The sequence below is a fragment of the Psychrobacter sp. FDAARGOS_221 genome (genome assembly GCF_002313155.2).
Classification (GTDB): Bacteria; Pseudomonadota; Gammaproteobacteria; order Pseudomonadales; family Moraxellaceae; genus Psychrobacter.
The window spans coordinates 3,128,788-3,154,801 of record NZ_NWFK02000001.1; the positions used below are offsets into that span (position 1 = coordinate 3,128,788).

Genomic DNA, 26,014 nt, shown 5'->3' on the forward strand with positions numbered 1-26,014 from the left:
ACTTAATTTGATTGTAATTGGTGTAAGTAGTGATAGATGCCATCTTTGTTTGCCAGTAACTGCTCATGTTGTCCTTGTTCAACAATTTCGCCCTTTTCCATAACAATAATTCTATTTGCCATTTTTACAGTAGATAAGCGGTGAGCAATAATAATCACCGTTCTACCTTGGCATATATGCTGCATATTACGCATAATAATGTGTTCAGATTCATAGTCTAAGGCACTGGTTGCTTCATCAAAAATAAGGATTTTAGGGTTATTGACCAAAGCTCGAGCTATGGCGATACGTTGACGTTGTCCGCCAGAGAGTCCAGCACCTTGCTCACCAACAATCGTGTTATACCCCTCGCGCAGTTCGGAGATGAATTCGTGTGCTCCTGCTAGTTTGGCGGCATGAATGACTCGCTCCATTGGCATTCCTGGATCAGCTAATGCAATGTTATGATGAATACTGCGATTAAGAAGGATATTGTCTTGTAACACTACCCCAATTTGACGACGTAGCCAGTTTGGATCAGCCAGTGCTAAGTCATGTCCATCAATAAGTACTTGACCATTTTCGGGAATATAAAAACGCTGTAATAGTTTGGTGAGCGTGCTTTTCCCTGAGCCAGAACGTCCAACAATACCAATCACTTCACCTTGTTTAATGTCTAGGCTCACATTATTTAAAATAATTGGTGCATCAGGTTTATATCTAAATCGAATATTTCTAAATGACACATCGCCTTTAATTTCAGGTAAGGACATTCGACCTTTATAGTTTTCTGTTGGTGAGTTTAAGACGTCACCCAGGCGAGTGATGGATATGCCGACCTGCTGGAAGTCTTGCCATAATTGGGCAAGGCGTATGACTGGTGCAATGACTTGACCTGAAAGCATGTTAAAGGCAATGAGCTGACCAATACTCATATCGCCAGAGATAACCAAATGTGCGCCAAACCATAAAGTAATAATCATGACTGCTTTTTGAATCAGCTGAACCCCTTGCTGACCGATGGTCGCCAAGGTAGTTACTCTAAAGTTAGCATTCACATAGCTGGCAAGCTGTTTATCCCACGTGTCCGTCATTTGCGGCGATACAGCCATTGCTTTAATCATATTAATGGCAGTAATGGATTCTACTAAGAAAGATTGATTGTCCGCGCCACGGGCAAACTTTTCATCCAATCTGCGACGTAAGATTGGGCTAATAAAGATTGACCACATGATATAAAAAGGCAAAGACAATAGAACCACTATGGTCAGCGTTTTGCTGTAATACCACATGACGGCAAAAAAGATAAATGAGAACAATAAATCTAGGACTGAGGTGAGTGCTTGACCAGTCAAAAAGTTTCGAATTTGATCCAATTCGCGCACACGTGCGACAGTATCACCAACCCGTCTATTTTCAAAATAAGAAATAGGCAGAGCAAGTAGATGGCGAAACAGTTTTGCACCCAGCTCTACATCTATACGGCTTGTACTGTGGGAGAAGATATAGGTTCTAAGACCACCTAATATCACCTCAAATAGCACGACAATGGTTAGTGCCATTGTAATGACATTTAAAGTTGAAAAGCCTTGATGAACCAAAACTTTATCCATCACGACTTGAAAGAATAAAGGCGTAATAAGTGCAAAAATTTGTAAAAATATAGATACCACAAGCGTTTCGATAAATATCTTTCGATATTTAATCACCGCAGGAATAAACCAAGTAAAATCAAACTTAGCCAATTGACCGACAACAGAGGCCCGAGAGGTGACTAAAATAATGGTGCCTTGATAGCGAGCTTCAAACTCTTGTTGTGACAATATACTGGGTGAATCTTGTTCTAAGTCAAAAGTAAGATAGCGATTTTGTTCAGTATCTATTTTAACTAGAATAAAATGCTTGCCATCATCTCGCCATATTAGTGCGGGCAAATTGACAAAGGGCAGACGATTAATTGGTTTTTTAACATTTTTTGCTTTTAATTCGAGAGATTTTGCTGCTAGTAGCCAGGCTGTCAGTGACAAACCGTCTTTATTTAAATCAAACTTATGTTTTATCTCTTCTGGGTTAAAAGAGATATTGTGATATTGCGCAAGTATACCTAGGGCAGCTAATCCAAAATCTTTATTTTTATCCACAATCATCATCCCCTGAAAAAAACGGGCTGTATTATACAGTTAAAGATGCTTTTAAAGTATAAGTAAGCTCAAATTTGGCGCTTAAATTATTAAATTTTTTGAGAAAAATTATTATAAAACAGGTTAGACTAATACAGATTGTAAGCGCTAATCAGTGTTATAAAATGATATTTATCTAAGATAATTAAATATTAACGCTATAAATTTGGTCAGTTATTCAATACTCACTTTGAGACATTCAATATGCCTTCCCAAGAATCATCAAAACCCGTACTAGTCGTTAATGAACTCAGTGTTTTTGCTAATAGTAATGATAAGGCCATTAGTAACACGTTAGTTAATAAATTGTCTTATGAAATACATAAAGGCGAGACGCTAGCTATTGTGGGGGAATCGGGTTCTGGTAAATCACTTTCAAGCTTAGCAATGCTTGGTTTGTTACCCGAAAGCCTAACCGTTGAAGGGCAAGCCAAATTAAATTCGGTGGGTGAGTTGTCGATAGCTCAAAGTCCAGCGCATACGATTAAGCAGTTAAATTCACGAGATAAAAAGTTTAAAACAGTGCGTGGTAGTAAGATTGGCATGATATTCCAAGAGCCAATGACCGCTTTGAATCCTCTGCACACAGTCGGTAAGCAGATTGCAGAAAGCCTGAGATTGGCTGCGACATCGAAGGCGCAACTAAATAAAGCTCACATCAAGCAGCGCAGTATTGAGCTACTCGAAGACGTCAATATCAAAGATGCTGCCGCTAAATTAAGTCGTTATCCACACGAGCTTTCAGGTGGTCAACGTCAGCGAGTGATGATTGCTATGGCACTGGCTCAGAATCCTGATGTATTGATTGCTGATGAGCCAACGACGGCGCTGGATGTCAGCTTACAACATGAGATTTTACAATTACTGGACAGATTAAAGCAGCAGCATGGCATGGCTATGATACTCATCAGCCACGACTTAAATCTGGTGCGTCGTTACAGTGACAACATCATTGTCATGCAGCAAGGTAAAGTCATTGAGCAAGGGCCTAGTCAGCAGATATTCAAACAACCGAAAAGTGAGTACACGCGCTCGCTAATTAGTCAAGATTTCGGACAACTTTTAAGTGTCGTAGATCAGTCAGCAGAAGAGGCAATTGTAGACGTTAGTAACTTGAGTATAGCTTTTGCAGCCAAAAAAACACTATTAGGTAGTGTTAGCGAGTGGATGCAAGCGGTTAACAAGGTCAGCTTTAAACTCATTTATGGCACCTCACTGGGTATCGTGGGTGAGTCAGGATCTGGTAAAACGACGATAGCATTAGAACTGGCAAGACTGCTGAGTAACCAGGCTAAAGTAAGTGGTTCGGTATTAATAGATGGTGTTGATATAAATAGCCTAAGTAAAAAAGAACTGCGCTTATTTCGCTCCCATATCCAAATGGTGTTCCAAGATCCTTTCGCCAGTATTAATCCCCGTTTTAACGTAATGCAAATTATCGAAGAAGGATTATTGGTTCGAGGTGTGGACAAGCCCACACGCACTCAAGCGGTACATGAAGCACTGGCGACGGTTCATTTACCAGCAGACTTTGCCTATCGCTATCCGCATGAGCTTTCGGGCGGTCAGCGTCAGCGTGTGGCATTGGCGCGTGCGCTGATTATGCGTCCTAAGGTTATTATCTTAGATGAGCCAACCTCAGCGTTAGACAGCAGCACCCAAGTTGCTGTGGTTGAGCTGCTTCGAGATATTCAGCAAAAATTTGGTATTAGTTATATATTTATTAGCCATGACTTAAATGTGGTTCAAGCCTTGTGTCAACATATTATGGTATTAAAAAGAGGCGAGTGTGTTGAATACAGCAGCGCGCAGCAGTTATTTAATAATCCACAGCATCCTTATTCAAAACTGCTGATAGAGACCAGTGTTCGTAGTAAAGACTTTGAACAGAAAATGTAGATTTGATATCAAGTTGAAAGCTTTAAATTGTCAAATACAAAAAGCTGACATCATGCGCATGATGTCAGCCAGTTTATGATCGATGATTGAGTTGTGTGTGGTGTTAGCTTACGATTAGAATATTTTAGAGGCTGGTACAGAAGCCAAAAATTCATTACGTACCTGCATATTGGTCTCAAATTCGCCCAACATTGATGTGGTACGGGTGCTTGATAACTGCTTGCTAACCCCACGCATCATCATACACATATGCGAGGCATCCATCACCACAGCCACACCGCGGCAGTCGGTGATTTCGCTAATGGCCTCGGCGACTTGTTTGGTTAGATTTTCTTGAATCTGTAACCGGCGGGCATACATATCAATAATGCGTGCTATCTTAGATAGCCCTAATACCTTGCCATCGGGTAAATAGCCAACGTGTGCAACCCCATGAAACGGCAACAGGTGATGTTCGCATAATGAATAAAACTCAATATTATGCACCAACACCAACTCTGAGTTATCAGTAGGGAAGACCGCGTTATTAGAGACTTCTTGCAACGTTTGATGATAACCTTGAGTCAGATAGCCAAAGGCTTTAGAAGCACGAGTTGGTGTATCTAACAGACCAGGACGTGATAAGTCCTCACCAGTTGATGCAATCAGTTTGGCGTAAAGATCCGGGCTAGGTAGCTGAGGATCTAACTTTTCATTTACAACGTTTGAATTGGAATCACACATAGTTATTAAACAGCAAAATAAAAGAATGCTATAGCTTAACGGTTACAGATAAATTGTAAAGCGCTTTGTCATAAATTTGATGAGTATTTCTCAATTAACCGCAAAAAAAAGTCATAATATAACAAACTTTTGTTGGTTTTGTATTATCATGCACTATGATGTTGATAAATTAAGACAATAACCCATCCCATTACAGCACTAATTGCACAAGTAAATAGATATAATAGAGAATAGTTACACTAGCAAAAATGCAAGTCGCTAGTATAATATTTTGCATCGATTTAGGCTTACTTATGATTTAGGCTTAACCATTAAGCCAATTTGATATGCTGTCTTTAGCTTTAGATGGGTGTCATAGATTATGAGCACTAATCGGCTTGTTAACCCATTAATAGATAAAAAACAATAAAATAGGGAGTTAAACGTATGTTGTTACAAGGAAAGCGGTTTGTGGTGACAGGTATTGCCAGTAAGTTATCCATTGCTTGGGCGATTGCTGAAGCGCTACACAGAGAAGGGGCGTCATTAATTTTGACTTACCCCAATGATAAAATGAAAAAGCGGGTCGATATGGCAGCAGAAAAGTTTGCTGCAGACTTGGTATTGCCGTGTGATGTTGGCTCTGATGAACAAATTAAAGAGTGTTTTGATGCCGTTGCAGATCACTGGCCTGAGGGTATCGATGGCGTGGTACATGCGATTGGATTTGCACCGGCGGAAGAGTTAAATGGCGACTTTACCGAAGTGACTACCCGTGAAGGCAGTGGTATAGCCCATGATATTTCTGCTTATAGCTTTGTGGCGTTAGCCAAAGCCTCTCGTGAATTATTGGCCAAGCGTCAAGGGTCTTTGTTGACTCTGACTTACGAAGGTAGTATCTCAGTATTACCTAACTATAATGTGATGGGGATGGCCAAAGCCAGTCTTGAGGCCAGTGTGCGTTATCTAGCATCATCATTGGGTAAAGACGGTATCCGAGTAAACGCAGTATCTGCGGGCCCTATACGCACGCTTGCTGCCAGCGGTATTAAGTCATTCCGCCGTATGTTAGATATTAATGCTAAGATTGCGCCGTTACAGCGCAATGTCAGTCAAATGGAAGTGGGTAATGCGGCCTTATTCTTATTGTCACCTTGGGCATCTGGTATCACCGGTGAGATCTTATTTGTGGATGGCGGTTTCAACACCGTTGCAATCAGTGAGCAGTTATTAGACTTAGCTGGCACCGAATAATCTATAGTCAGCGAACGACTAAACGGTTACGGTGTTAACCTTTTTAGACTTCTCTGACTATATGTCTAGCTAAAGCCAAACAAAAAAGACGCTAATTTAATTAGCGTCTTTTTTTATTCAAATTTAGTTTTGCTTGATATTCAGTTATTTAGAAGCGATCTATTTGGAGAGTAGAGGGCTTACAACTTACTTTTAATCAGCTTTTGATTGAGCTTCTTCTTCATGATCTTCATGCTCATGCATACCTTGCATCATGGTCAATGCGCAATCATCCGTACGCTGTTGATCCTTCTTATCCAAATGATCTTGGTTAATATCGTTGCGTCTCATTTTTGTTGTTTTGCATGGTTCGTTAGACATTGTTATTCTCCTTGGTTATTGGTTTTCTGTCGTAATAATCTATTGAACTCTGTTTTTTGACTATTATTAACTCTTAACTGTGCTTTTGCTCTATATGCTCTGTGACGCTTTATCGATATCGATTATGCATCGATACGGACTAACTCTTCACTAGAGTCTTCATTATAGGAACTAATGACACAGGTTTGTGTTTACATATGTAAACTAAAGTTGCAAAGATATCCAATAGTAACAGAGGCCTATCACCAATAACCTAGTAATAACTCAGTGATAATCCAACGATTACCCAGTAACAAGTCCGATAATAAAAGTTATAACTGTTTATTAGAAGTCGACCCAAACCCAACTGTTCTCTAACCAACCCATGATGGTTTCTAACGGTAATGACTCAGCATCAATATCTTCCATTGTTAATGATTCGCCATCTGCCAGACGTTTTAATAACTGTGCTTCAGCACTGCTAATGTCATCAAGGCGTTGCCCATTGGCATAAATAACCGGCGCGTTAGTATCTGATTCTGGAAGCTGAGTATAAATAAGACGACTGCTATAATCGGTACGAATGATGCCGCCTTCTTCAAGCACTTGCTGGAGCTGGTCTAAGTCTAACGTATCTTCAGGAACCAACAGCTCGTATTCACGCTTACTGACTACTTCACTGACGGCTTGCGCAATTAAGGCATCGCCTTTATCAGACTGTAGCATCGCTAGTAGCTGAGCTTTAATCTGATCGATGCTGTCTTTGTGCAGCTGACCGGCAGACTGAACACCTTGCTCAAGTAATAGTGGCACGAATAAAGAGGCATCTGTGGTTCCCATATCAACCACACTATCTAATACTTGCATCAGATTTGGGCGGCGAAAGCCAAATGAGAAGGTTAGGCAGTCATCTTGCGCAACCCCATAATGAGATAATTTTGGCGGCACATAAAGCACATCACCTGGCTCTAACACCTCATCAAAAATAAGCGTGCCCATATCATCAAAAATACGAATCGGTTGATCAGGGATAAACTCAGTGGTCTCAGCGCAATATTTGCCCAGTTGCCAACGTCTATGACCATAGCCCTGAGCTAAAAATACATCGTAGTCATCATAATGCTTACCGACAGAACCGCCAGCCGGTGCATAAGACACCATGATATCATCACGTTGCCACTGCGGGATAAAGTTAAACGCATTCCACAGTTGTCCTAGCTCTGGCGACCATTGCTCTAAGTTTTGTACCAGGACCGTCCATTGCTCAGGTAAATCATCGAACATGGCTTCAGACAGTGGACTTTGTTGCAGCTGCCATTGATCTGTTTGCCCCGGAGCTTGATTTTGGGTAATCAGTCGCGCTGTAGCCGCTTCCTCTAGGCTTAAGCCTAAGATATCGTCTGGCTCGAACATCTCTGCCAATTGTGGTAAACCTTGTTTAATCAATAGTGGTTTTTTTTGCCAATATTCAGCCAAAAACTGCTCGGCTGTCATATCATCTGGTAAACAATAACGGACATCAGTCATGGTAAATCCTTTGTAGTGAGTACTTGCTTGATTTTAAGTAAATATATATCTGATCTAAAACTCTATTCGTAAGCACTTTCTCTGCTTTGGTTTTTTATAAATTGCATATTTTATAGATGGTATATTTTATAAGTTGATTATAATAAACAACTTATAGCGGTGAATAAGCATTAAAAAATAATGTGGAGAACCTTTAGAATTTTGCGGTATTGCTTTATCCTTTTTTATGATATGTTGTGCTACCAACAGCTTACTATTTAATTTAAAACCATCTAATTCAGTGTGAGTAAAATATTATATGAAACATCTATACACCGTCATGCTAGTCATCAGCTGTCTTACGTTACAAGGCTGCCTGCATCACGTGGTCACTGTGCCAGCTAAAATCGCTTACAAAACGACCAAAGGCGTGGTTAAGGGTACAGTAGCAGTCACCAAAGCAGTTATTCCAGGCGGTGATGATGACGACGATGACGATTAAAAGATGAAATAGAGGCCTCACTAATGTGTGCTTATTTATTAGCGCTTTCGTATAAGGTCTTATTTGATTGAGATACGGCTTTAAGCTGATAAATAAGGGCACTAACCATACCGCCTAGAAACGCTAAGGCCATGTCTTTTTGTGCATCCCACATATCACCTTGTTGACCATTGTAAGCTTCAGCAGCTTCCGATGATAACCCGATAGCTAATATCCATTCAAATAACTCATATAGCGCACTGCTGGCCAGATTAAACTGTAACGCCAGTAAAATTAAGGTCTTGGTTGACGCTGCCGGAAAAAAGCTTCGCAACACATCACGCATCAATGGCAGCAATAACAGACCATAGCTAAAATGGACCAATCTGTCGTACATATTGCGCTGCCAGCCAAAGATTTCGTTTAAATTGAACGAGAACAGAGCCTGAGTCCACTCATTGTAGGGCACGTACGAATACAAATAGCGAGCCCCTATAATGTGAATCAGGATAAACAAACTGGCATAGGCAAAGGAGGCGGGCTTAGCACCATATTTACGGTAACAGCGCCAAACCATTGCCATAAAAACAATCGTACCTGCTTGATGAAGCAGGTAGTCATTCCAATTTAACGGATGGATGCTTGCTAGAATCATCACCAAGGTGACAATCCCTAAGCAAGCTGTAGTGACAAGACGAGCCTGAGCGATAGGATATGAGGAGGGGTTACCTGATTTATTGATTTGGCTCACTGGCAACGCCCTCATCTGTCTCGCTCAAGACATCCTGTCTGGTTAAAACTCTACAGTTTTGCAATCCACTCTTCGATAGCTTGTGCTTGCTCATCGGCATTACCGATATAGGTCGCAGGCGTTAGCTCACGTAAGCGCGCTTTATCTGCTTCAGGTACTGCGTCAAGCTCATTACCATTGACAAACTCAAGCATTTTTTCACGAGTCATGGCTTGACCACGGGTTAAGGCTTTTAGTTTTTCATATGGGTTTTCAACACGGTAGCGGCGCATAACAGTTTGAATTGGCTCAGCCAATACTTCTTGTGCTTGATCAAGGTCAGCATCTAGGCGCTCAGGGTTCACTTCTAGTTTGCCGATACCTTTTAAGCACGCATCATAAGCAATCATGCTTTGTGCCAGGCCAACACCGATATTACGTAATACGGTTGAGTCAGATAGATCACGCTGCATACGTGAGATAGGCAGTTTTTCACCTAGATGTGCCAACATTGCGTTAGCAACACCTAAGTTACCTTCTGAGTTTTCAAAGTCGATTGGGTTAACTTTGTGTGGCATGGTTGATGAGCCAACTTCACCTTCTTTTAGCTTTTGCTTGAAATAGCCTAAGCTGATGTATTGCCAAACATCACGGTTGAAGTCGATTAGAACCGTATTGAAACGACGTAACGCGTCAAATAACTCAGCGATATAATCGTGTGGTTCAATTTGAGTAGTGTAAGGGTTAAAGGTTAAGCCTAAACGCTCAGTGATAAATTGCTGGGCGTGTGCTGTCCAATCAACATCAGGATAAGCGGATAAGTGAGCGTTATAGTTACCCACTGCGCCGTTGATTTTACCCAGTAACTCTACTTGGTTAATCTGTTTGATTTGACGGGCTAGGCGGTAAGCAACGTTTGCCATTTCTTTACCCAAAGTCGTTGGGCTAGCGGTTTGACCATGGGTGCGTGACAGCATTGGCTGAGCGGCGTGCTCTTTGGCAAGGGCAACGATTGAGTCCGTCACTTGTTGTAATTTAGCAACCACGATGTCACGGCTGTCTTTTAGCATTAACGCATAAGATAGGTTGTTAATGTCTTCTGAAGTACAGGCGAAGTGGATGAACTCTAAGCTGTCTTCTAGCTGCGCATTGCCACGGAATTTGTTTTTAATGAAGTACTCAACCGCCTTAACGTCATGGTTGGTTGTTTTTTCAATGTCTTTAATCGCTTGCGCATCATCTTCGCTAAAGTTGTCAACGATGGCATCCAAAAAGGCGTTGGTGTCTTGATCAAACTTAGCTAATTCGGTGATGGCATCGTTATCCGCTAAGGCTTGTAACCAGCGAATTTCTACAGTGACACGGGCTTTAATCAGACCAAATTCTGATAAAAAAGGGCGCAAAGAGTCAGCACGGCTGGCATAGCGACCATCGATTGGAGATAGGGCAGTTAAAGCAGATAATGAGACAGACATAGTTATCCTTTAGCTCAGTGGGTGAAAATAAATGAAGGTAACGTTAAACTTTTATAACGATAAATAAAAAACAGCTGTCGTGATTGGCAGCAAAAATTCAGACAAAATAGTAAAAACCTAAACCAAAAACAGCTTCTGATTAGCGTGGTCTGCAATTATAACAATTAATAACGCTAAGTGACCTTTAAAGGCTAAAAAAGCAAAATCTAAAAAGTAAAAGCCTAAAAAACTGGCGCTATACCGAAGCAGCGGCATCAAATATAGCACTAATGAATGCATACCATAAGAATAAAGTGACTATCAGGTAAGCGATAGTCAAAACACATAACAAAATGAGTTTACTCTTTGAATAGTCGGGCTTAGCGTTATCAGCGGCATGACTAGTGATGACAATCAAGCCTATCAAAATGGCTAACCAAATAACTGCCAACGTCAGAATAAACGTCAATATCTTATCCTCAACTTATAAGGGTGTAACCGCTTAAAATAAAGTACGGAACTATACTTTAAGGTGCTAAAGCCTTTAAAATGCTAAAGCTACTCAAACGACTCAATCACACCGCCACCCAAGCAAACTTCTCCAATATAAAATACCGCTGATTGACCTGGGGTAACCGCACGTTGAGGTTCATCAAAGATGACTTTTACGCGGTTGCCATCTTCAGAGTCAGCAAATACCGTGCAGCTTTGATCGGGCTGACGATAACGGGTTTTGGCCACACATTTTAGGCCGTCCTCGCTAAAGATGGCTTTAGGTGCAATACGTTCAACCCAGTCAAGCTTGTAAGCGACTAAGCTTTGGCTTAATAGCATCGGATGATCATGGCCTTGACCAACAATTAATTGGTTATTGGTTAGGTCTTTTTGTAGCACAAACCAAGGCTCTTCAGGGCGGTCTTTAACGCCGCCAATACCAATACCGCCACGCTGACCTAAGGTATAATACATCAGCCCATCGTGCTTACCAATCGTGATGCCATCATCGGTGACAATATCACCTGGCTTGGCAGGCAAGTACTGTTGTAAGAAGTCTTTAAAGCGGCGCTCACCGATAAAGCAAATACCAGTGGAGTCTTTTTTCTTCGCCGTGGCTAAGTCATGCTGTTCAGCTATTTTACGCACTTCTGGCTTTTCTAATTCGCCAACTGGGAATAAAGTCTTGGCAATTTTGTCACCACCAACGGCATGCAAAAAGTAGCTTTGATCTTTATTGTTATCTAGTCCACGCATTAAGTGCGCGACTTCAACGCCGTCTTCACGGGTGTAATTCACGCTACGACGGGTGTAGTGACCGGTTGCAATATAATCAGCACCCAAGGTTACGGCATAGTCGAGGAAGGCTTTAAACTTGATCTCTTTGTTACACAAAATATCTGGGTTAGGGGTGCGTCCGGCTTGGTATTCAGCCAAAAAGTGTTCAAATACGCGATCCCAATACTCCATCGCAAAGTTAGCGGTATGCAGTTTGATACCAATTTTGTCACACACCGCTTGCGCGTCGGCTAAGTCTTCCATCGCTGTGCAGTACTCTGTGCCATCATCCTCTTCCCAGTTCTTCATAAACAGGCCTTCCACCTGAAAACCAGCTTGCTGCAATAATACCGCAGAAACAGAAGAATCGACGCCACCTGACATACCGACGATGACCCGAGTTTGACTCGGATTGGGTACATCGCTTAGGCTTAGGGCAGGAAGAGTGGCGTGGTTGTTGTCAAAAACAGGGGATGTGGTCATAAGTCTCACAAACTATGCTAAAATTTGGCTAAATTATAACACTGAAAGGCAAATAATGATAAGAATTGGGCAAGGTATTGACGTACACGCGTTTTGCGATCCAAAAGATGTGATCGATACAGCCGAGCAGTTTGTGACTTTAGCAGGGGTGAATATCCCGCATCCGGTCGGTTTACTGGCGCATTCAGATGGTGATGTGGTATTGCATGCTTTGGCTGACGCGCTGCTTGGTGCATTGGCTCTTGGCGATATAGGGCAACACTTTCCAGATACTGATGAGGCCAATGCTGGACTAGATTCACGTGTGCTGCTGCGTCATGTCTATGATTTAATTATCAAAAAAGGCTATCATTTGGTAAATGCAGATATCACGGTGATGTGTGAGCGACCAAAGTTGGCTAAACACAATCTGGCGATGCGCACCAACATTGCTGAAGATTTAAATACTCAGATTGATAATATCAGTGTTAAAGCAACCACCACTGAAAAGCTTGGCTTTACTGGACGTCAAGAGGGTATCATGGTCAGTGCTGTGGTATTACTGACCCAGACAGACAACGTTTAAAATTAAGCTTAAAGCTAAATAGAAAGTAGTAGCCACTACTCAGTTAGGGGTAATAAAAAACAGCTAGGGCTGACGCATAATATGACTCTAGCTTTTAGCTTTAGGGCTTAGCAACAGCTGTTATTGAAAGCATCCGTTAAGATGTTCGAGATGGCTACAGTTAAAAGTGTGGTTATGCTGGATTTATTATTGTAATTTTAATCAGCATCCCCATAAAAGAGACATTGGCCTAAATTTAAACACTCAGCACATTATTTTAAGTATTATATTTTAGTATTTTATTTTTTAGGTAATCGATTTTCCAAATCAATTAAGGATTTATTATGACAGACCAAGCGCAAGATATTGAAACGTTAATCCGCAATCAAATCAAAGAAAACCCAGTATTGTTATATATGAAAGGTACACCACAGTTTCCACAGTGTGGATTTTCTGCTCGTGCCATTGAAGTGTTAACTCAAATTGGTCGTCCTTTTGCGTTCGTTAATATTTTAGAAAACCCTGAAATTCGTGCGACATTGCCAAAAATTGCCAACTGGCCAACATTCCCACAATTGTGGATTAATGGTGAGTTGATGGGCGGTTCAGACATTATCTTAGAAATGTACCAATCAGGCGAATTAAAGCCATTGGTTGAAGAGCATAGCCCTGCTAGCTAATTGCACTAAATGATTTAAGTTTATATTAGAGTTGTTCAATAAAAAAAGCCTTAGATTCATGCTAAGGCTTTTTTTATTGACGATTGCTTTGGGATTTTTAAAGATAGAGCCGCCTGTTATGTTTTTGTATATGCTCACTTTATAAATGAATCTTTAGCACCACATATAGTAGCAATAGGGCGAGAAGATTGGTTTTTACTTATCGCCTAAGAGTCATTTATGAAAACCTTGAATAAATAATAACCATTAATAACGTTAGGAAATAATCATGAGCAACGATAAATTACAGCAAAAAAGACAAATGCTAGAGGCACAATCAGAAAAGATTCTGGCCATTGCTGAACAAGAAGAACAGTCTTCATTAAAATGTATTCACTTGCTAAGAGTAGCAGGCGGAGCGACCAGTGAGACCTATACTGCTATTGAGCGACGCATCATGCAAGATGAAGATACTCATGGTGCGTATCACTTAGCATTGATGGCTCAGTCAACACCAGATTTGCCAATTGATGCCCGTCAATTGATTGAACTGGTCGTTGCCAAAGGTAATGATACTCAGCTGTTGTCGCTATTGAAGAACTTACCTGTGCCCCCGGTAGAGATGATCAAGCAGCGTATCTTAGCCAATGATGATCCTGAAATTATTGCTGAAATGACGGCTTATCTACAAAGCAATCCTGAAGGCGTTGGTAGCCAAGGTATGATTGGTAGTGGTCAAAATGAACGTATTGTACCGCTTAGCCAGGGTGAGTAGTATTTATAGCGCTTTGATAAAAACCCTTTAAGACACACACTCATTAGGCCACATATTCAATAGTACCCGCGTTTAATCTTGAAGCGGTGCGATAGGTAATAAAATTACCACCTCAACCCCTGAGTTAGTCTCAGGGGTTTTGTTATGTTGCTGACTTTGATCGCTTAGATTATGGATACTGACATAACCACCATGACGTTCAATCACCTGTTTTACCAAGGTTAGTCCCAGTCCGGTACCTTTTTTACCTTGTTGTCTCGGTGCTGGTGAGCTAGGTGTCTGAGCTGGGTTATTGGTGGGCTTATTGTACTGATGCGATAAGCTGAAATAGCGATCAAAGACTTTAGCTAAAGCATACTCAGGTATGGGTTCACCATCATTAATAAAGGACAACTTGATAAAAGGTGCTTTGTTAATTTGCTGCGTAGTCACTGACACCAGTACTTTGTGATGCGCAAAATATAAGGCATTATCAAGCACATTTTGTAAGGCTTGAGTCATCCAAAACTCATCGGCAAAAATAAAGCTTTGATTGGACTGCTTCAGGTCACATTGATAGTCAATCTCTAGATGCTGATACTGACGCTGCATTTCACTGCCGGCAATTAGAGTCTGAACCAGTGCATCTGGATCTATGGCTTGAATCGCTAACTTGAATGTAGGCTGTTCAATTTTTGCCAATAGCAACAAGCGGTCAATCAACGAGTGCAATTTGATACTTTGCTCAGTGATGGTCTGGCTGAGCATTTGTCTGTCTTCACTGTCTAAATCGGTCTCTTCTAATAGCTCACCACTGGCGCGAATCGCCGTCAGTGGGCTTTTTAGTTCATGCGTCAAAGTATGCACATAGTCAGTCACATAAGCTCGATTTTCAAGCCGATGCTTCATGCTTTCAATGGTATCGGTTAGCTCATTAAGCTCACGACCCAAGTAAAAGTAAGGCTTTTTAGTATCTTGTGCCAATGACTGAGTGTAGCGAGTGACCAATAAGGTACTTTGACGCAGCCACCAAGCGACCAAGCCTGCCATGATTAAGGTGACGATACTGATAATCAGTGAGGCAGTTAACATCCGTTGTCGCGTGGCATTTAGGTAAGGTAGCACGGTTGAGGTTGGTTTGCCGACACTGACCACAGCGATGATATCACCGCTACCATCTGAGCTATATATGGGCTGAGCGACATACATCACCGACGTTGATGAATCATTGGGATCACTACGAGTGGTGCGTGCGCCATACTTACCTTGTAAGGTTAGATTGACATCATTCCAACTCGAGTAATCTTCGCCTCTGGCATTTCCTTCTGGATTAGTATGATTGCCTTGTTCCGGCAAAGAGTCATAGATAACGATGCCTTGGTTATCGGTAATATAGACTCGGAAACTACTGCGCTGCTTTTGATGATACCAAGTAGCTTGGGTCTCGAAAGGTAACGCTTTAATCACTGGATTTAAAGGTTGTGACTCATTTGATGACTCAGAATTTACGCTCGAATTAGATGGCTGTGTCTTAATGTTTTCAGATGTGTTGCTATTTTCAGTTGCAGCCGACCCTGAGTCAGATTCAGGAAGTGAAGGGGTCGTGAAAGCTTGATCAAGCATGGCCTGATAGCTGCTGTTATAAATCTCTCCGCTTTCGACCGCAGATTGTAAGCTGGCAGCCAACAGTTTAGAGGTGTCCACTAAAGTATCTTCAATCACTTGCTGGGTGATAGGGCGAACGTAGGTAAACAACTGGTTGAAAACCACAATACCCGAGATGATGACAATCACCCCAACTGCAATCCAAATCCGAAAAAACAAACTCAAATTAAGAATTTTCTCAGGTTTACGGCTAGCAGTGTGAGCGCTACTGTCTTTGCCTATTGGGTGTAGCTTGGCATACCAATTGGGCGGCGTGGATGTGCTACCTGTGTTTCGGTTGTCTTCGTTACTATTGGAATCACTGGTCTGTTGGCTTTGATTTTCAGATTGTGGAGAAGGGGTGTTGCTCATGACGCACAAAGTCCATAACCTAAGCCACGATGAGTGTGAATGATTTCAACATCCTGCTGCTCGCTAATCTGAGCCAATTGCTTACGAATAGATTTAACATGACTATCAATGGTGCGAGCTAAGCGATGATCGGGATAATCACTAATGGCATTTAATAATTGTTCACGACTAAACACTCGATCTGGATTGGCTAATAAGGCCAGTATTAGTTTGCGCTCGGTATTACTGAGCTCTAGCTTATGATCATTCCAATATAGGGTATAAGTCATCGGCTCATAGCGCCAAATGCCTGACTCTAACACAAACTGTTGCGGCTCAGTCTCTTGTTGGCTCTGAGTTTGGGTATCAAGAGTTGCTGATGCGGTAAGTTGTTCACGGCGCCAAATGGCTTTTAATCGAGCAACCAATTCTCTTGGACTAAAGGGCTTGGGACAATAATCATCGCCGCCCATTTCAAGGCCAAGTATTCTATCTATCTCATCACTGCGAGCCGTCAAAAATACGATAGGCAGTTGTTTTAAGCTACCAATCTGCTCACTTCGGCGTATGTCCTGACATAGATTTAGACCATCACCATCGGGCAAACCTACATCTAACACGATACCAGCTAATGGCTGCTGCTGCTCATTAAAGTCAGTCAAAGTGGGTAGCACGCTAGTGGCATTATCCAGCCAAGTCACTTGCCAGCCTTCGCGTTTGAAAGTCACTCTTAACGATGTGGCAATCGCCGGATCATCTTCAACGATTAAAATATGAGGCGAACTTGAATGTACAGGCGTTGATTGTGGCATAGAGGGAGTCATAGTATGAGCCAGATTGAAGAACTATAGTCAGCGAACTACTAAAGGGTTACGGTATTAACCTCGCTAAGCCTACATTTGTAGTACTTGCGCTCGGTTGGCTGGTAACCATTTTAGACTTCTCTGACTATAATAATAAATTTATGAGAAAGCACAACGGGTTAAGCCCCATTAGCTAAGTGCTATCCTAGCATAAACCAAATTGGTGGTTGTGTGATAACTATGAGCGGATGATGAAAAATTGATGAAGAATAAATAGGGTTGAGTATGTCGTTGTCAGTAAATGATTTATAAGATTAAATCAATATTATCAATAATCATAACCAGACCACTGATACTCATCAAAACAAGCAGCGCAGTACGAAACTGAGTAACACTCATGCCGGTCAAAAAGCGCTTACCAATCATATTACCAACAATGGCGCCGACCCCTAACACCAGGCCATAAACCCATAGCGCTGGCGTGAGTACGCCAAAGAAGGCATAACTGCTGATTTGAGCAATACCGACAAAGAATGAATTGGCTGTTTTAGTGGCAATCAAATCCTCTTTGGTGAGGCCTGAATTCATATAAAACGGATTTAAAACTGGCCCTAAGCCGCCAACTAAGGTGCTGACGAATGCAACCAAAAAGCCTAAGGGAATAAAGCCTGATTTTGGCATGTGAAAGGTTTTGTCCACTTTGCCAAATTTGTATTGAAATAAGGTGGATACCAAGAATATACCAACGGCCAGCTGTATCCACTGCGCATTTAAGCGGCTAAATAACAGTCCCGATAACCAAGCGCCGGCAATAGCACTAGGCACGTAATATAAGATAAGACGCCAATCAATATCATGCCAAAACAACAGCATACGTGAAGGGCGTGATAAGAAAGTACCTAGGTTAATGATGGGCGGGGCAGAAGAGGCGCCGGTTAACCAAGACACGGCGGGTATTAATAGCAGTGCGCCCCCACCCCCGGAGATGGTCGATATCACAAAAGCAACCACACCCAGTAAAAATAGTGCCACAAGGTGCCAAAGCGGTAGGCCAAAGCCAACATCTACAAAAGAGGTAATGTCTAAGGCAGTGGCAATCATAAGGCACCTGTATAATAAAAATACGCAGTCGTTAGTTCATGCTATTTTTGCTAAATAGCGGTTTACTGCGTTTATTATAGCCCTTTGCAATTGGCATAGTAAGTAACAGTAGTTGGCCAGTCTGAAAAAATACCTTTTACCCCAACTTGCTGCGCTAAAACATCAATGTAATTATACATATCGCCATCATTATTAATCGCATCCTCAAGCCCGGTATAATACCAGCCGCCGCCATTGGCAAGTGGCCCTGAACGCTCAAGTGACCAAGTGATCATATCAAGTCCAGCGGCTTTGGCCTGCATAGCATACGTTGAAGGTTTTAATTTACCTTGGCCATCACTGCTAACCAATAGCCAAGTGGCCGGAGCAATAATATTGACACCCATTGCTTTCAGCTGCTGTGGTGAGTGCTTCCAAGTGCTCGGATCGTCTTTATTAAAGGTTTGGTTATCAGCGGTTTCATTGCTGTCATCAATCAGATACACCGCATTTTTACCAAACTCTGGATCGTGCTGCTGCCAAGCCAATACGTCTGATAACTGAAAAGATTGTGCAAATACATCATCAGGTGCCACGCCAGCACGGCGATAGGCGTTAATCAGCTGCTGACGATAATCTGCTTGAGTATAAGGCTTACCATCCGACCCTATATGTGGCATATCCACGCTAGGCGCTTTTAGCTCTGGGGTGTGCTTCAATCCCAAAGACTTTGCAAGCGCAATGTGCTCGTCTAAGCTTAATAGCTGTGCATTTTGGTTATAAAGCTCAGTGCGCCAAGTAGGTGTCGCATTCATATAATCGGTTAGGCTAGTCGCCTTTTTATCAGCGGCATCCATTTTGCCATGCAATGATTTAAATTCGGCTAAGCTAATGTCCGAGGTGCGACATTCAATATCACTGGCATTGGTCAAGTTACCCATGGCATCAAATTTAGGCGGCTGAGTACATTGATTGGCCAAAGGTGTGGTCAATATATTGGTGGTGGTATGCAGATCATTTTGGGCATGGCGACATACCAACTCATGGTCTTTAGTAAAGGCCACATCACATTCTAAAACACCTGCGCCCATACGCGCCGCAGCCATATAACCATCAAGGGTGTGTTCAGGATATTGTAGCGGTGCACCACGGTGAGAAATCGAAAAATCGGTTTTTTTCGGGGTCTGAGCTTCACAGGCCTGTAGCTCTTGTTTTAACGGACTATCGTCCATATCATCTATTAAATAAAACGGCCTTGAACCATAGCTGTAGTTGACTTGTTTTGTGCGATTATCTGACTTATTATCCGCGCTATTCTGAGCATGAATTAAAGGGCTATGAGCGGATTGACTATGCTGCTGATTTTCGGTTTGACAGCCGCTTAATGTCACTGAAATCACGCCAAGGCAGGCAAGCCAAGTGCTGTGCTTTTTAAATAGGGTAGGGCTTGTCTTATTATCACAATGGGTACGCGATACGCTGTCCGACAATAACGGTTGCTTTTTTAGAGAGTGTTTTGACCTTTGGGGTAACATGGGCGCTCCTAGCCGAGTGAACTGTTAGTGATGTGATATAGTCTGCTAAATGATAAACTGACTGTGAATGATTTAAGCGGTATCTTTTAAGCTATTGTTAAAACAGTTTTTTTAACGATTATTTTTATAAAATTGTCAGTTTGGTAATAACCCTATAGATTAAAAATAAGCCGGTTAAAATAGCTCATTAAAAACGGGTAAGGGTTAAACTAACCCAACTAATTGACAAGGTTATGACAATCGACACATATAACCGTTTAAACTTAAAATGATTTTAAAATAAGACAAAATAAGGAAGAAATATGACAACCTATTTAGACTGCGTCATTGTTGAACACAACCCACAAAATAAAGCGATTGATAAAGCAGTAATTTGGTTACATGGATTGGGCGCCAGTGGTCATGACTTTGAACCTGTGGTTCCTGAGCTGGGCTTAAACTCAGAGTTAGCGGTACGCTTTGTATTTCCTCATGCACCGCGAATTCCTGTCACTATTAACGGTGGTATGGTGATGCCGGCTTGGTATGACATTCTTGAGATGAGCCTTGAGCGCAAAGTTGATGTTGAGCAGATTCAAAAATCCGCCGCTGCCATTAATGACTTAATCCAGCGCGAAGTGGATCGTGGCGTGTCACCTGACAATATTGTGATTGCTGGCTTTTCTCAAGGCGGCGCAATTGCCTATCAAGTTGCGCTAACTCATCCGCAAAAGCTAGCTGGTTTGCTAACATTATCGACCTACTTAGCCATTGATGATTCTGCCAATTTCAGTGATGCCAATAAAACCTTACCAGTCAAGATTGACCATGGTACTCAAGACCCGGTAGTGCCTGTACAGTTAGGGCAGCGTGCGACTGAGTCATTAAAGCAGTTGGGCTATGATGTTGACTTCACCACTTATCCGATGGCGCATCAGGTGTGTATGCCTCAAATAAAATCAATTGGCAACTGGCTAAATACTGTTTTGACCTAATAAAGATAATCTAATTTAGATCTAGATGGTTAGATTGAAAAACCGTCAAAATCAATCTCATACCATAGGATAAAGGTAACTATGCAACGATTTGCTAAGTTTGTGGCTGGCAGCATGGTGACACTTAGTGCATTAAGCTTGAGTACGCAAGCAATAGCTGCTGAGTACTATAACTGCTCTAACCCCAGTGGTTGTGTGTTGGTTGCAAACGTGCATCCTGATAATGATGCAACAGCGACTCAATATCCTGTGGTACTGGTACATGGACTGGGCGGATTTAACGAAGTATTTGGTATCGTTAATTATTTTAACGGTATCCCAGAGGCGTTAATGCAAGGCGGCACTGATGTCTATGTGACCAAAACTTCTTCCATGCAAGATGCAGAGTATCGCGGCGAGCAGTTGCTACAACAGGTCAAAACCATTACGGCAGTTACCGGCAAACCAAAGGTCAATTTAATCGGTCACAGCTTAGGCGGTATCGATATTCGTTATGTGGCTGAAGTAGCACCAGAGTACGTGGCATCGGTGACCGCTGTTGCTAGCCCTGAGCAGGGCTCGAAGATGGCGGATTGGCTGTTATCTGTGGTATCCAAAGACAACCCAGCGTCAGATGCGCCCAAAGATCGATTTAACTTATTTGGCCGCGCCTTGATTGCGTTTCATAACGCGGTCGGACGTTTGTTTGACTTTGGATCTGGCATTGACGTTAAGCAGCTTCAGCATCAAGACTCTATTAAAGCAGTGATGGGCTTAACCACAGACTATATGACTGGGTATTATAACAAAAAATACCCTGCTGCCATGCCCAGTGAATATTGTGGTCAGCCTCCTGCGGAATATGTGATAAACGGCATTCCGTATTACTCTTTTTCAGGGGTAGGGACAGTGACTAATAGCTTTGATCCCAGTGACTATATGTTGGCTTTAACCGGGCTAACCTTTGATAAAGATGACCCTAATGATGGCCTAGTATCAGCCTGTTCAAGTCGTATTGGCTACGTGATTCGTGATGACTATAAGATGAATCATCTAGACTCAGTCAATCAGATATTTGGTCTTGTCTCTCGTAGTGAGGTTGATCCAGTCTCAGTGTACCGCAGTCAAGTAAATCGTTTAAAAAATCAAGGTTTTTAACAAAGTTTCAATGCAAGGTTTCACTAAGGTGTAAATAAGAGAGACTATGCCAAATCAGTCACAGCAAAATAGTCAGAAGTCGTTCAGTATAAAAGCTGCTAACCCAATTGTTTTGGCGTTGTTGTTCGTATCGATAATCGCGCTGCTTATATGGCTGTTTAAAAGCAAAGAGTCTGCTGATAATACGGATGCTAATATAGACAATACAAAGCCAGTGCAAGCTGTGAATCAGTCTCAGAATGAAAGTGATGATGTGGTGACTGATGAAGTCATCGAAGATTTAGACTATACCCCAGATGCGTTGACGATAGGCGTAGAAAATATGCCCAGATCATTGCAAGGAACACAGGTTGATGGTGATTTAATTGTCAATGAAGAGTATGAGCTGGTAGAGACTCGAGAGCTACGCCGTTTGTTTGATTACTTTTTATCGGCACAGGGTGAAGAAGACAGTGACACCATTAATAGACGCGTTGAGTCATATATTAGCAGTCGCACGCCTGAGCCCGCCGCATCGAAAGCCATTGATTTGTATTATCAATACCTAGCCTATCTACAACAGTTATCAACCATTGATGGTAAATATGGTAATCAGTCTAAACAGGCTAACGAGATGAATGTGCAGCGCATAAAACAACAACAGCGTGAGGTTCAGGCTTTAAGAAGTAAGCTGTTTTCAAAGCAAGCAAACAAGGCCTTTTTCGATGAAGATGATGCCTTGGTTGATTACAATGCGGCGATGTTAAGTATTGCTCAGGATAAGTCGCTCACTCAGGCGCAAAAGCAGCAGGCGCGTGATAAGTATATCAATCAATTACCTGAGTCTGCGATTAAGCAACACGCCAAGCAGCAAGCCAATATCGAGCAGTTATTGACGCGTACCCAACAGTTACAACAGCAAGGCGCCAGTCAAGATCAATTATTCGCGATGCGCTCGCAGATGGTAGGGAAAGAGGCGGCTCAGCGTTTAGCACAGCTTGATGCCGAGACAGCAGACTTTGATCAAAGGTTTGAGCAATATCAGGCCGTTAAGAATAAAATACTAACCGCGACAAAAGATGAGCAAAGCCAACAACGACAAATAGATCAGCTACAAAATAAGCTGTTTAGCAAAACGGAGCAAAAACGCTTAACCGGCTACGCGCTATTTAAACAACAACAACAGTAGTAGGGCGTTTGTGGTCATCGATTGCTGATTGGTTGTAGTTTTTAATCTGTCACCTATTATCTGACTAAGGTTAATTATCAAATAGCAGTTCTTTTTTATAGTTTTATAGTCCAGATTTGAGATAGAGTCTGGGCTGTAGGGTATAAAAATGTCAGATAACGACCGATAAAATCTACTTCACAAACTTCCAATAAAACAAAATAATTAAAATACAGCACACCAATAAAATAATTAGTAAGCGTTTCATCCAATAGGGAATCATTGGTTTTTGATAACCCATATTGTCTAATCTATTATCAACACTGCTTATTAAACGGTTTTGATTGACTTGACGGGTATTCGCTTTAATAGTTTTAGCTTTGCTAGTGCTGTGCTGTTTGTCGGAAATGGCCTGCACCTTTTTGGCTTGTTTTTGCTTTAAATGCTGCTCATAGTCATCGATAATGGTTTTAGCCTCACTCATGCTAATGTTGCGTTCAGCAGCAAGTTCTTTAATGGCCAACACTAGATTATTTTTCTCAACCATTTGAGCGATGTGTTTGGGCAGGTTATTTGTCTTTGACATAACAATTCTCTTAATGTAAAAAAGCACTTTAATAATTTAAAGTGCTTTTTGTCAATACAAGCCAGATTGGTTTAGCTCTGGGTAGAGCAAAGATTATTTATCTTTCCAACGCTGAATGGCTTCTTTGATAACTTCTTTAGCTTCAGCAACATCACCCCAAGACTCAACCACAGTTGTGCCTGGTTTTTTCAGGTCTTTGTAATGGCTGAAGTGGAATTCAAGCTGCTCGATTAAACGTTTTGGTAGATCTTCTAAGCTGTTGTAAGCGTTGCCAGTGGTGCGATCATCAGCTGGAACTACAACGATTTTGTCATCTACTTCGCCATCATCAACAAACTTCATTACACCGATAACTTTTGCTTTTAAGAAAACACCAGTGGTTAATGGCTCATCAGTAATAATTAGCGCATCTAACTCATCGCCATCTTCGTCAAGCGTTTGAGGGATGAAGCCATAGTTACAAGGCTTAGCAAAGATAGCAGGCTCAACACGGTCTAGCTCAAATACAGCCAGTTCACGGTTCCATTCGATTTTGTGGTTACTGCCTGTTGGGATTTCAACAACAACGTTAATCTCGCCGCCATCAACATCGCCTGCATCTAAAATTACGTTAAAATCTGCCATTTTGTTCTCCAATAACAGCGCTTCTGTGAGCACTAGGTGATGATTGTTTAAAAGTCCTGCTGATTATAACAATTTTTGACCGATTGCCAAGTTATGACAATATTCCAAAATAACATTTGTCAGCTTAAATTCGCTAAGGTTTAGTTTCAGGGGCTTATAAATAAAACCCATAAATATATTCATAACTATAAGCATAAATACAAGTACAAATAAAAAAAGCAAATAACCTAGGGCTATTTGCTTTTTTGTTCTAAGGCTCTATTTAAGCTTAGATCTTTTCTTGTACTTTTTCAGCAGATTTAGAAACGCCTTCGCCTGCTTTAGAAACGTCTTGGCCGAAACCTTTGAAAGTGTTGCAACCAGAAAGAACGATTAGAGCAGCGAAAGAGGCAAGAGCTAGCTTTTTCATAGTAAATCCTTAATATAAAGAATAAAAGTTTAGTGGGTCAAAAATAATGTTGTGCGTCAAGGATAACGCAAACTTGATATGCATAACCAGCCAAAATGAATAACCAGTTACTTATATTATACAATCATATCTTTCCTACAGCCATATTATCAACCGAACTTTTAACTGAATATAGAGTTGTTTGGTAACTCTATTGTATAAAAGTGTTGAAAATTAAACTTAATGCTGGATAACTTTAGTTTAATTTTATATAACCTAAATACAATCGATATCCTATAAGTTTTAGAAACATATCAGAGATATAGAAGATATCCTTGGTAACATATTATATTAATATTATGAATAACGACAACACATTAATGTGTGTAATTTATCTAAAACTGTCATAAAATTGTAAATTTAATTTTCATTGTAATGCAAATACGCTTAAGGGCAGATTTATGACCATCCATATTGTACTGGTACATCCTAGAATTCCAAATAATACCGGCAGCGCGATTCGCCTGTGTGCCAATACGGGGGCGCAGTTACATTTGGTTGAGCCGTTAGGCTTTGATTTAGAAGACAAAAAGTTGCGCCGGGCTGGTCTTGATTATCATGAATATGCCAATATGCAAGTACACAAAGACTGGGAGCAGGCTAAGCAGGCTCTAAATCAGGCAGGATGTGAGCGCATGGTGGCATTGACTACTAAGCTAAGTCACCCTTTTTACGAATATGATTTTGCGCAGACAGACAGTGGCGATAAGATTGAAAATATTGCTTTGGTATTTGGTTCTGAAACCGCAGGACTAGCCGATGATATCAGGGCAGATATCGGTGAGAAAAACTGGCTGCGCTTGCCAATGCTACCAGACTCACGCAGCCTTAATTTGGCAAACAGTGTCAGTATCTGTCTGTATGAGGTGTGGCGCCAGCAAGGCTTTGTTGGAGATGAGGGGCGCAGTACCGGCTATACTGAATTAACGCCGTACGACCCTAAATAACCGCTATGATCCTAAATAATAGGCAATGACTTGTCGTCGTAGGTAGCAGTAAGCAGCCAGATGTTAAGTAGGTTATAACCAAATCATAACCAAATTATAAACAGTTAGGCGGTTTAGGCAGTCCGGCAATACGATTGACATGACGAGCAACCAAGCCAGTGTTAAACATTTGCTGTAGTTTTTGGTTGCTAATATCTTGATCTGGCAGTGTTTTCATCAGGTACTTAATCAGTGGCCGGGTCGAAGGCGGGTGATTAAAGTTATTGTGGAATTCTCGAACTTTATGCAACACAGCGTAGTGTTCCGTGGTTAAAGACACGTCTAAAATATCGGCCAGCTGCTGCGCAACCGCTTCACTCCATAAGGTATGATCGACTAAGTGCCCCTCATTGTCTAATGCAATGGGGGTTTGGTTATCAGAGTGAATATTTAAGCCAGCCAGTGCCGTGGTATCTGTGGTCATAGTGTTTTTTAGCTCGTTTTAGTGTAAAGCTCGTTTTAT

Annotated in this window: 25 protein-coding genes; 10 read left to right on the forward strand and 15 right to left on the reverse strand. The window is 41.6% G+C overall.

Annotated elements, in window-relative coordinates; genetic code table 11:
• Positions 1–2: 2 nt before the first annotated feature.
• Positions 3–2,120, reverse strand: coding sequence for a type I secretion system permease/ATPase (locus A6J60_RS13140; protein WP_319830065.1), 2,118 nt, complete (start codon positions 2,118–2,120; stop codon positions 3–5).
• A 243-nt stretch (positions 2,121–2,363) separates the two neighbouring features.
• Between A6J60_RS13140 and A6J60_RS13145 the strand changes: the two genes are divergently transcribed.
• Entirely contained in the window at positions 2,364–4,058 is a 1,695-nt protein-coding gene (locus A6J60_RS13145; RefSeq protein ID WP_096066371.1) for a dipeptide ABC transporter ATP-binding protein, read from the forward strand.
• 114 nt (positions 4,059–4,172) lie between these two features.
• Here A6J60_RS13145 and folE read toward each other — a convergent pair whose 3' ends face one another.
• Positions 4,173–4,781 carry a GTP cyclohydrolase I FolE gene (gene folE / locus A6J60_RS13150; protein ID WP_096066372.1) on the reverse strand — a complete coding sequence of 203 codons (609 nt, stop codon included), beginning with the start codon at positions 4,779–4,781 and terminating at the stop codon, positions 4,173–4,175.
• A gap of 426 nt (positions 4,782–5,207) precedes the next feature.
• Here folE and A6J60_RS13155 point away from each other — a divergent pair, with 426 nt between their 5' ends.
• On the forward strand, positions 5,208–6,014 hold the full coding sequence (locus A6J60_RS13155; protein ID WP_096066373.1) for an enoyl-ACP reductase: 807 nt from the start codon (positions 5,208–5,210) through the stop codon (positions 6,012–6,014).
• 192 nt (positions 6,015–6,206) lie between these two features.
• Here A6J60_RS13155 and A6J60_RS13410 read toward each other — a convergent pair whose 3' ends face one another.
• Together A6J60_RS13410 and A6J60_RS13160 are read right to left on the reverse strand one after the other, a co-directional pair.
• Positions 6,207–6,374 (reverse strand): hypothetical protein, encoded by a 168-nt coding sequence (locus A6J60_RS13410; protein WP_193778069.1) that lies wholly within the window; start codon positions 6,372–6,374, stop codon positions 6,207–6,209.
• Positions 6,375–6,698: 324 nt separating this feature from the next.
• Positions 6,699–7,880 carry a cupin domain-containing protein gene (locus tag A6J60_RS13160; protein ID WP_096066374.1) on the reverse strand — a complete coding sequence of 394 codons (1,182 nt, stop codon included), beginning with the start codon at positions 7,878–7,880 and terminating at the stop codon, positions 6,699–6,701.
• Between the two features lie 298 nt (positions 7,881–8,178).
• Here A6J60_RS13160 and A6J60_RS13165 point away from each other — a divergent pair, with 298 nt between their 5' ends.
• Positions 8,179–8,361 carry an NF038104 family lipoprotein gene (locus tag A6J60_RS13165; RefSeq protein ID WP_096066375.1) on the forward strand — a complete coding sequence of 61 codons (183 nt, stop codon included), beginning with the start codon at positions 8,179–8,181 and terminating at the stop codon, positions 8,359–8,361.
• A gap of 31 nt (positions 8,362–8,392) precedes the next feature.
• On the opposite strand, the gene A6J60_RS13170 is transcribed toward A6J60_RS13165, so the two are convergent.
• The 3 genes from A6J60_RS13170 to mnmA form a co-directional block, all read right to left on the reverse strand.
• Positions 8,393–8,995: a DUF2238 domain-containing protein gene (locus A6J60_RS13170; protein ID WP_096066605.1), complete on the reverse strand. Its 603-nt coding sequence runs from the start codon at positions 8,993–8,995 to the stop codon at positions 8,393–8,395.
• A gap of 146 nt (positions 8,996–9,141) precedes the next feature.
• A complete protein-coding gene (gene purB / locus A6J60_RS13175) occupies positions 9,142–10,545 on the reverse strand; it encodes an adenylosuccinate lyase (RefSeq protein WP_096066376.1) in 1,404 nt (467 codons plus the stop codon).
• A gap of 537 nt (positions 10,546–11,082) precedes the next feature.
• Positions 11,083–12,279 (reverse strand): tRNA 2-thiouridine(34) synthase MnmA, encoded by a 1,197-nt coding sequence (mnmA, locus tag A6J60_RS13185; RefSeq protein ID WP_096066378.1) that lies wholly within the window; start codon positions 12,277–12,279, stop codon positions 11,083–11,085.
• Between the two features lie 55 nt (positions 12,280–12,334).
• Between mnmA and ispF the strand changes: the two genes are divergently transcribed.
• From ispF to A6J60_RS13200, 3 genes are all read left to right on the forward strand, one after another.
• A complete protein-coding gene (ispF, locus tag A6J60_RS13190; protein WP_096064185.1) occupies positions 12,335–12,844 on the forward strand; it encodes a 2-C-methyl-D-erythritol 2,4-cyclodiphosphate synthase in 510 nt (169 codons plus the stop codon).
• A gap of 323 nt (positions 12,845–13,167) precedes the next feature.
• The gene (gene grxD / locus A6J60_RS13195) at positions 13,168–13,503 is read left to right on the forward strand and encodes a Grx4 family monothiol glutaredoxin (RefSeq protein ID WP_096066379.1); all 336 of its coding nucleotides are present in this window, start codon (positions 13,168–13,170) and stop codon (positions 13,501–13,503) included.
• A 268-nt stretch (positions 13,504–13,771) separates the two neighbouring features.
• Positions 13,772–14,257 (forward strand): hypothetical protein, encoded by a 486-nt coding sequence (locus tag A6J60_RS13200; protein ID WP_096066380.1) that lies wholly within the window; start codon positions 13,772–13,774, stop codon positions 14,255–14,257.
• A gap of 72 nt (positions 14,258–14,329) precedes the next feature.
• Here A6J60_RS13200 and creC read toward each other — a convergent pair whose 3' ends face one another.
• From creC to A6J60_RS13220, 4 genes are all read right to left on the reverse strand, one after another.
• The gene (creC, locus tag A6J60_RS13205) at positions 14,330–16,252 is read right to left on the reverse strand and encodes a two-component system sensor histidine kinase CreC (RefSeq protein WP_096066381.1); all 1,923 of its coding nucleotides are present in this window, start codon (positions 16,250–16,252) and stop codon (positions 14,330–14,332) included.
• Positions 16,249–17,055, reverse strand: coding sequence for a response regulator transcription factor (locus A6J60_RS13210; RefSeq protein ID WP_096066382.1), 807 nt, complete (start codon positions 17,053–17,055; stop codon positions 16,249–16,251). Before A6J60_RS13210 ends, creC begins: the two co-directional genes overlap by 4 nt.
• A gap of 285 nt (positions 17,056–17,340) precedes the next feature.
• Positions 17,341–18,135, reverse strand: a complete 795-nt coding sequence (locus A6J60_RS13215; protein ID WP_096066383.1) for a sulfite exporter TauE/SafE family protein — start codon at positions 18,133–18,135, stop codon at positions 17,341–17,343.
• 74 nt (positions 18,136–18,209) lie between these two features.
• A complete protein-coding gene (locus A6J60_RS13220; protein WP_227526164.1) occupies positions 18,210–19,649 on the reverse strand; it encodes a glycerophosphodiester phosphodiesterase family protein in 1,440 nt (479 codons plus the stop codon).
• Between the two features lie 302 nt (positions 19,650–19,951).
• Here A6J60_RS13220 and A6J60_RS13225 point away from each other — a divergent pair, with 302 nt between their 5' ends.
• From A6J60_RS13225 to A6J60_RS13235, 3 genes are all read left to right on the forward strand, one after another.
• The gene (locus tag A6J60_RS13225; protein ID WP_096066384.1) at positions 19,952–20,623 is read left to right on the forward strand and encodes an alpha/beta hydrolase; all 672 of its coding nucleotides are present in this window, start codon (positions 19,952–19,954) and stop codon (positions 20,621–20,623) included.
• Between the two features lie 81 nt (positions 20,624–20,704).
• Positions 20,705–21,760 carry an esterase/lipase family protein gene (locus A6J60_RS13230; protein ID WP_096064186.1) on the forward strand — a complete coding sequence of 352 codons (1,056 nt, stop codon included), beginning with the start codon at positions 20,705–20,707 and terminating at the stop codon, positions 21,758–21,760.
• A 46-nt stretch (positions 21,761–21,806) separates the two neighbouring features.
• Complete coding sequence (locus A6J60_RS13235) at positions 21,807–22,928, forward strand: lipase secretion chaperone (protein ID WP_096064187.1); 1,122 nt, start codon at positions 21,807–21,809, stop codon at positions 22,926–22,928.
• 172 nt (positions 22,929–23,100) lie between these two features.
• Here the strand turns inward: A6J60_RS13235 and A6J60_RS13240 are convergent, their stop codons facing one another.
• The 3 genes from A6J60_RS13240 to A6J60_RS13250 form a co-directional block, all read right to left on the reverse strand.
• On the reverse strand, positions 23,101–23,493 hold the full coding sequence (locus A6J60_RS13240; protein ID WP_096064188.1) for a hypothetical protein: 393 nt from the start codon (positions 23,491–23,493) through the stop codon (positions 23,101–23,103).
• Between the two features lie 93 nt (positions 23,494–23,586).
• A complete protein-coding gene (locus tag A6J60_RS13245) occupies positions 23,587–24,117 on the reverse strand; it encodes an inorganic diphosphatase (protein ID WP_096064189.1) in 531 nt (176 codons plus the stop codon).
• Between the two features lie 268 nt (positions 24,118–24,385).
• Entirely contained in the window at positions 24,386–24,526 is a 141-nt protein-coding gene (locus A6J60_RS13250; RefSeq protein WP_096064190.1) for an entericidin A/B family lipoprotein, read from the reverse strand.
• Between the two features lie 440 nt (positions 24,527–24,966).
• On the opposite strand from A6J60_RS13250, the gene A6J60_RS13255 reads away from it, so the two are divergent.
• The gene (locus tag A6J60_RS13255; RefSeq protein WP_096064191.1) at positions 24,967–25,512 is read left to right on the forward strand and encodes a tRNA (cytidine(34)-2'-O)-methyltransferase; all 546 of its coding nucleotides are present in this window, start codon (positions 24,967–24,969) and stop codon (positions 25,510–25,512) included.
• A gap of 94 nt (positions 25,513–25,606) precedes the next feature.
• On the opposite strand, the gene A6J60_RS13260 is transcribed toward A6J60_RS13255, so the two are convergent.
• A complete protein-coding gene (locus A6J60_RS13260; RefSeq protein ID WP_096064192.1) occupies positions 25,607–25,975 on the reverse strand; it encodes a TusE/DsrC/DsvC family sulfur relay protein in 369 nt (122 codons plus the stop codon).
• Positions 25,976–26,014: the final 39 nt, after the last annotated feature.

Excerpts from the sequence above, each read along its gene's own strand:
- A6J60_RS13165 (WP_096066375.1), top strand. The coding sequence starts at position 8,179 with ATGAAACATCTATACACCGTCATGCTAGTCATCAGCTGTCTTACGTTA.
- ispF (WP_096064185.1), top strand. The coding sequence starts at position 12,335 with ATGATAAGAATTGGGCAAGGTATTGACGTACACGCGTTTTGCGATCCA.
- A6J60_RS13220 (WP_227526164.1), bottom strand. The coding sequence starts at position 19,649 with ATGTTACCCCAAAGGTCAAAACACTCTCTAAAAAAGCAACCGTTATTG.
- A6J60_RS13225 (WP_096066384.1), top strand. The coding sequence starts at position 19,952 with ATGACAACCTATTTAGACTGCGTCATTGTTGAACACAACCCACAAAAT.
- purB (WP_096066376.1), bottom strand. The coding sequence starts at position 10,545 with ATGTCTGTCTCATTATCTGCTTTAACTGCCCTATCTCCAATCGATGGT.
- A6J60_RS13410 (WP_193778069.1), bottom strand. The coding sequence starts at position 6,374 with ATGTCTAACGAACCATGCAAAACAACAAAAATGAGACGCAACGATATT.
- A6J60_RS13155 (WP_096066373.1), top strand. The coding sequence starts at position 5,208 with ATGTTGTTACAAGGAAAGCGGTTTGTGGTGACAGGTATTGCCAGTAAG.
- A6J60_RS13255 (WP_096064191.1), top strand. The coding sequence starts at position 24,967 with ATGACCATCCATATTGTACTGGTACATCCTAGAATTCCAAATAATACC.
- A6J60_RS13260 (WP_096064192.1), bottom strand. The coding sequence starts at position 25,975 with ATGACCACAGATACCACGGCACTGGCTGGCTTAAATATTCACTCTGAT.
- creC (WP_096066381.1), bottom strand. The coding sequence starts at position 16,252 with ATGAGCAACACCCCTTCTCCACAATCTGAAAATCAAAGCCAACAGACC.
- A6J60_RS13250 (WP_096064190.1), bottom strand. The coding sequence starts at position 24,526 with ATGAAAAAGCTAGCTCTTGCCTCTTTCGCTGCTCTAATCGTTCTTTCT.
- A6J60_RS13235 (WP_096064187.1), top strand. The coding sequence starts at position 21,807 with ATGCCAAATCAGTCACAGCAAAATAGTCAGAAGTCGTTCAGTATAAAA.
- mnmA (WP_096066378.1), bottom strand. The coding sequence starts at position 12,279 with ATGACCACATCCCCTGTTTTTGACAACAACCACGCCACTCTTCCTGCC.
- folE (WP_096066372.1), bottom strand. The coding sequence starts at position 4,781 with ATGTGTGATTCCAATTCAAACGTTGTAAATGAAAAGTTAGATCCTCAG.
- A6J60_RS13145 (WP_096066371.1), top strand. The coding sequence starts at position 2,364 with ATGCCTTCCCAAGAATCATCAAAACCCGTACTAGTCGTTAATGAACTC.
- A6J60_RS13170 (WP_096066605.1), bottom strand. The coding sequence starts at position 8,995 with ATGATTCTAGCAAGCATCCATCCGTTAAATTGGAATGACTACCTGCTT.
- A6J60_RS13245 (WP_096064189.1), bottom strand. The coding sequence starts at position 24,117 with ATGGCAGATTTTAACGTAATTTTAGATGCAGGCGATGTTGATGGCGGC.
- A6J60_RS13200 (WP_096066380.1), top strand. The coding sequence starts at position 13,772 with ATGAGCAACGATAAATTACAGCAAAAAAGACAAATGCTAGAGGCACAA.
- A6J60_RS13230 (WP_096064186.1), top strand. The coding sequence starts at position 20,705 with ATGCAACGATTTGCTAAGTTTGTGGCTGGCAGCATGGTGACACTTAGT.
- A6J60_RS13240 (WP_096064188.1), bottom strand. The coding sequence starts at position 23,493 with ATGTCAAAGACAAATAACCTGCCCAAACACATCGCTCAAATGGTTGAG.
- A6J60_RS13215 (WP_096066383.1), bottom strand. The coding sequence starts at position 18,135 with ATGATTGCCACTGCCTTAGACATTACCTCTTTTGTAGATGTTGGCTTT.
- grxD (WP_096066379.1), top strand. The coding sequence starts at position 13,168 with ATGACAGACCAAGCGCAAGATATTGAAACGTTAATCCGCAATCAAATC.
- A6J60_RS13160 (WP_096066374.1), bottom strand. The coding sequence starts at position 7,880 with ATGACTGATGTCCGTTATTGTTTACCAGATGATATGACAGCCGAGCAG.
- A6J60_RS13210 (WP_096066382.1), bottom strand. The coding sequence starts at position 17,055 with ATGACTCCCTCTATGCCACAATCAACGCCTGTACATTCAAGTTCGCCT.